Raw genomic sequence first — 5519 nt, 5'->3', positions numbered from 1 at the left:
GCATATACAAGCTTACTTTGATGAATTTTGTTTTAGAATTAATAGGTCACAATACAAAGAATCCATTTTTCATAAAACAATTCTTAGAATGGTACTACAAAAACCTAAATATCAAAAAAATATAAAACAGACACTAGGCGTATAGCTCAGAAACATTATTTTACCCTGACTGTTATTCGAGAGGGAGTATTATTGAAAAAAATACCGTAACTTAATAAAAATAACCAAAATTAACCTTTATGAAAAACCAAATATTTTTTATTTTGTTTGCTCTATTTGGCGTAATAACCTTTGCACAAACAACGATATCAGGAATTGTTCTAGATTCAAAAACAAGCCAACCCATTTCGGGAGCAAATGTTAGAATAGTAAATACAACCATCGGCACCTATACAAATTTTAATGGAGAGTTTAAATTAGAAGTAGTTCAATCTCCTCCTTTTATCCTTCAAGCGAGTAGTGTAGGTTTTGATTTCTCTAGAATTAGCATTAACTCAAACAATCAAGATGTTGAATTTAAACTAAAAGAAGGAACTCTATTAAATGAAATTGTTATTTCCGCCTCCAGAGCTCCAGAGAGAATTTTTGAATCACCCGTTACCATTGAAAGAATGGGAATTCATGAAATTCAAAATACCTCTTCAGTATCGTACTATGACGGATTAGAAAACTTAAAAGGAGTTGATGTAAATACAAGTAGTTTGACTTTTAAATCCGTGAATACCCGAGGATTCGCAGCATTCTCAAACACGAGGTTTTTACAATTAATTGATGGCATGGATAATGCGTCACCTGCTTTAAATTTTCCTATTGGAAATTTGCTAGGTATTTCAGAACTAGACATTCAAAGAGTTGAATTACTTCCGGGAGCTTCATCTGCTCTATATGGTGCGAATGCCTTTAATGGGATCTTGTTTATGAACAGTAAAAACCCCTTTGATTATCAAGGAGTAAGTGCTTATTTAAAATCTGGTGTTACTGTTCAAAAGGCAAACGGCACCAATGAATTTGTAGATGTAGGTGTTCGTGTTGCAAAAAAATTCAGTGATAAATTTGCGGCCAAAGTCTCTATTTCATTTTTAGAAGGAACCGATTGGGCAGCCACTGATTACAACCAGTATGACAATCAAGGAGCTGGAAAACCTGATCTTATAACTGAAAACCCTCTAGGTCCTGAGTTTGATAGAGCTAATATTTATGGTGATGAGGTTACTGCCGAATTGGATTTTGACGAATTAGCTGGTGGAGCAGCCGTTGGAACTTTTGGGAAATACACTGTATCAAGAACTGGCTACAAAGAAAAAAATTTGACGGACTACAAAGCAAAAAGTTTTAAAGCTGATATTGGCTTGTATTACAGGCCTACAGGAGGAGATCTTGAAATAAGTTATAATGGGCGTTTAGGGACGGGTAACACTATTTACCAAGGAGCCAGTCGTTATTATTTAAATAACTTTTTTATGCAGCAGCATAAAATAGAAGTAAAAAGCGAGCACTTCTTTTGGAGAGTATATATGACTGCAGAAGACGCAGGAGATTCTTATGATATGCTTTTTACAGGGGTAAACATGAACAAAGTAAATGCAACAGAATGGTATCAAACATACGCCGGGGCTTATATCCCTGCTGTTTTGGGAGGTCAAACACACGAACAAGCACATGTCACTGCAAGGACTGTGGCAGATACAGCTTATACACCTCAACCTGGAAGTATAGAATTTGAAGAACTATTAAACAAAACAATCGCAGATAGCGATTTAAATACGGGTTCAAAATTTGTAGATAAATCAAAAATTTATCATTCAGATATTAACTACAATTTTAGAGATTATATTTCTTTTGCAGAAATACAAATCGGTGGTTCCGCAAGAATTTATTCTTTAAATTCAAGTGGTACGGTGTTTACCGACAAAGACGGGTCTATTGATTATGATGAATTTGGTACTTATGTTCAAGGACAAAAATGGTTGGCACAAGAAAAACTAAAACTTACAGCTTCTGTACGTTATGACAAAGCCAAAAACTTTGATGGATTTTTCTCTCCAAGAGTCTCTTTGGTATACAACGCAGATAAAGATAAAAGGCACAATTTTAGAATTTCATATCAAACGGGTTTTAGGAATCCAACTACACAAGATCAATACATAGGTTTGGATCTGGGAAGAGCTATTTTAGTTGGATCTGCCCCTGATAATTTAGATAGATATGAATCTAGAGCAAAAGAAGTTAGTGCAACAGGTCAATTATTTGGAAATCCAACCTCGATTACCTTATCAGGTAGAGATGCATATGAAAATTCATATATTGCAACATCGGTAGCACAGTTTGCTGCATCTGGAGACCCTACTCTTTTAGAAGTTTCAGAAATTGATTTTGTAAAGCCTGAACACGTAACTGCTTTTGAACTTGGTTACCGTGGAGTTATCAATAAAGTAATAATTGATTTTAGTACTTACTACAACATTTATAAGGATTTTATAGGAAACAAAACTGTCATTTCTCCCTACTACGGGAAAGTTGATTATTCAGATGGAACTTACACAACTGGGGCCGGCGCAGTTCCAAAGGCTTTAGTAGCTTTAGCCAGTGGAGATTGGCAAGCTTTTCAAACGTATACAAATTCAAACGCAGATATATCTTCTTATGGTGCTGCAATTGGTATGACTACAAAGGTGTTTTATAACTTTAATTTAGGTCTAAATTACACTTGGGCAAAGTTTGATTTTGATCAATCTTCAGATCCGGATTATCAAGCAGGCTTTAATACTCCTGAACACAAAGTAAAAGTTTCGTTTGGAAACTCTAATATTGGTCATCATTTCGGATTTAGAATTGACGTAAGATGGAATGATGCTTATTTATGGGAGTCAACTTATATCAATGCAGTCTTGCCAGCAAGAACAACTATGGACGCACAAGTAACTTATGGAATGCCTAAATTATACTCTAGCTTAAAGATTGGAGCAACTAATATTTTAGGAAACGAATACCAAAGTGCCCCTGGATCAGGAACTATTGGTAGTCAAATCTATACTACTTGGACAATTCGAGGTTTTTAATTGAAATTATACTCTATCCGAAAAACGCCTTCATTTGAAGGCGTTTTTCAATTCGTAAATTCTTGAATAAATCCTCTTTTTTCTAATTTCCATTGAGTCAACACACAAAGTAAATACACAAATAAATTCAAGTACCTATCAGGCTAAAAACAAACACCTTACATAGAGTTTTTCGCATATATAAAAACAAGCCAACAAAAATGCTTTTTTACTTTGTAAAAAACATAAAACATGTTTTTATTTCAATTTAAAACTTCTATATTTACTCCCTGAAAAACGAGGTTAAACTCACATAGAAAAATAGAATTAATAATTAATAATTACAACAATGTCTAAATTAACAGGTAAAGTTGCTCAAATTATTGGACCAGTAATTGATGTCGCATTTACAACAGGAGAAGGCCTTCCAAAAATTTTCGATTCATTAGAAATCGCAAGAGAAAATGGATCTACACTAGTTTTGGAGGTAGAACAACACATTGGTGAAGATACAGTAAGATGTATTGCGATGGATTCAACAGATGGTTTGAGTAGAGGTGTAAAAGTAGTTGCTACTGGAGACCCAATTAAAATGCCAGTAGGTGATAATATCTACGGTCGTTTATTCAACGTAAATGGAGATCCTATTGATGGATTAAAATCTTTACCAAAAGACGGGAAAAATGGGATGTCTATTCATCGTGAGGCTCCTAGATTTGAAGACTTGTCTGTTTCTACAGAAGTATTGTTTACAGGAATTAAAGTAATTGACTTAATTGAACCTTATTCTAAAGGAGGTAAAATTGGATTATTTGGTGGAGCTGGAGTTGGTAAAACTGTATTAATTCAAGAGTTGATCAACAATATAGCTAAAGGACATGGTGGACTTTCAGTATTCGCTGGAGTAGGAGAAAGAACTCGTGAAGGAAATGACCTTATGCGTGAAATGATTGAAGCTGGAATTATCCAATATGGAGAAGAATTCGAGAAGTCAATGGAAGAAGGTGGATGGGATATTGAAAAGATCGACCACGAAAAAATGAAAAAATCTAAAGTAACATTTGTATTTGGACAAATGAATGAACCTCCTGGGGCTCGTGCACGTGTTGCCTTATCTGGGTTGACTATCGCTGAATATTTCCGTGATGGTGCTGGAGACTCAACACAAGGAAAAGATGTATTGTTCTTTGTAGATAATATTTTCCGTTTTACACAGGCGGGTTCTGAAGTTTCTGCACTTCTTGGACGTATGCCTTCTGCTGTAGGTTACCAACCTACCTTAGCTACTGAGATGGGAGCGATGCAAGAGCGTATTACTTCAACAAAAACAGGTTCTATTACATCTGTACAAGCAGTATACGTGCCTGCAGATGATTTAACAGACCCTGCACCAGCTACAACATTTGCCCATTTAGATGCAACAACAGTATTGTCTCGTAAAATTTCTGAATTAGGTATTTACCCAGCTGTAGACCCATTAGATTCTACTTCTCGTATCTTGACTGAAGCTATTTTAGGAAAAGAACATTATGACTGTGCGCAAAATGTAAAAGAATTATTACAACGTTACAAAGAGTTACAAGATATTATTGCCATTCTAGGTATGGAAGAATTATCTGAAGAAGATAAATTAGTTGTACACAGAGCACGTCGTGCACAACGTTTCTTATCTCAACCTTTCCACGTAGCTGAGCAATTTACTGGAATACCAGGGGTATTGGTAGATATCAAAGATACGATCAAAGGGTTCAACATGATTATGGATGGGGAATTAGATAAATATCCTGAAGCAGCATTTAACTTAAGAGGTTCTATTCAAGATGCGATTGACTCTGGAGAGAAAATGTTAGCGGAAGTTTAAACCAATAATTTTTTAAATTATGTTTTTAGAAATAGTATCACCAGAAGCAACATTATTTAGCGAAAGTATAGACTCTGTGTCTGTACCAGGAGTAGATGGAAACTTTCAAATGCTAGAAAATCACGCTGCAATTGTATCTGTTTTACAAGAGGGTATTGTTAAAATTCATGTTCATACAAAAGAACATTTAGAATTTGAGGAACTAAGTGGTCATTTTGAAACTCAAATAGACGACGACAAAATACTTACTTTGAAAATCACATCAGGTACTGTTGAAATGAAAGATAATAAAGTAGTTATTCTAGTAGACTAATTACTGAATCATATTATAAAAAAGCCGAGTGTTTAAAATACTCGGCTTTTTTATTTCTTTACAAATCATTGTTTGGTTAAGTTACATCAAAATGATTGATTAAATTAGTTTCTATTTCCTTTATATTTCAATATAAAATAGAACCGTAACCTAGGCTGCTTATATTTTTACTGAGTTAGTCATTTAGTTTCTGTATCTTAGTGTCCTTAACTATAACAGATATGGATGTTTTTCAAGGTCAAAATATACTGAGTTTTATAAAAGAACTACCAAATGATGAAGCTTGTAAGGCTTATTTAGCCAAAAT

3 protein-coding genes and 2 pseudogenes are annotated in these 5519 nt (G+C 34.4%); all 5 read left to right on the top strand.

Annotated elements, in window-relative coordinates:
- Nucleotides 1-145: pseudogene (locus V5787_RS02205) on the top strand (IS1595 family transposase); the annotation flags it as partial.
- A 94-nt stretch (nt 146-239) separates the two neighbouring features.
- Entirely contained in the window at nt 240-3059 is a 2820-nt protein-coding gene (locus V5787_RS02200; RefSeq protein WP_336891652.1) for a TonB-dependent receptor, read from the top strand.
- A gap of 328 nt (nt 3060-3387) precedes the next feature.
- Complete coding sequence (gene atpD / locus V5787_RS02195) at nt 3388-4899, top strand: F0F1 ATP synthase subunit beta (protein ID WP_336891651.1); 1512 nt, start codon at nt 3388-3390, stop codon at nt 4897-4899.
- A gap of 19 nt (nt 4900-4918) precedes the next feature.
- The gene (locus tag V5787_RS02190) at nt 4919-5212 is read left to right on the top strand and encodes a F0F1 ATP synthase subunit epsilon (RefSeq protein ID WP_336891650.1); all 294 of its coding nucleotides are present in this window, start codon (nt 4919-4921) and stop codon (nt 5210-5212) included.
- A 221-nt stretch (nt 5213-5433) separates the two neighbouring features.
- Nucleotides 5434-5519, top strand: a pseudogene (locus V5787_RS02185) (IS1595 family transposase); the annotation flags it as partial.

This window comes from Flavicella sp. (assembly GCF_037132785.1).
Lineage (GTDB): Bacteria > Bacteroidota > Bacteroidia > Flavobacteriales > Flavobacteriaceae > Flavicella.
The sequence above is the reverse complement of the archived record's forward strand: the minus strand, read 5'-3'. Positions and strand labels throughout refer to the sequence as shown.

Coding starts and splice junctions, on each gene's coding strand:
- V5787_RS02200 (WP_336891652.1), top strand. CDS start 240: ATGAAAAACCAAATATTTTTTATTTTGTTTGCTCTATTTGGCGTAATA.
- atpD (WP_336891651.1), top strand. CDS start 3,388: ATGTCTAAATTAACAGGTAAAGTTGCTCAAATTATTGGACCAGTAATT.
- V5787_RS02190 (WP_336891650.1), top strand. CDS start 4,919: ATGTTTTTAGAAATAGTATCACCAGAAGCAACATTATTTAGCGAAAGT.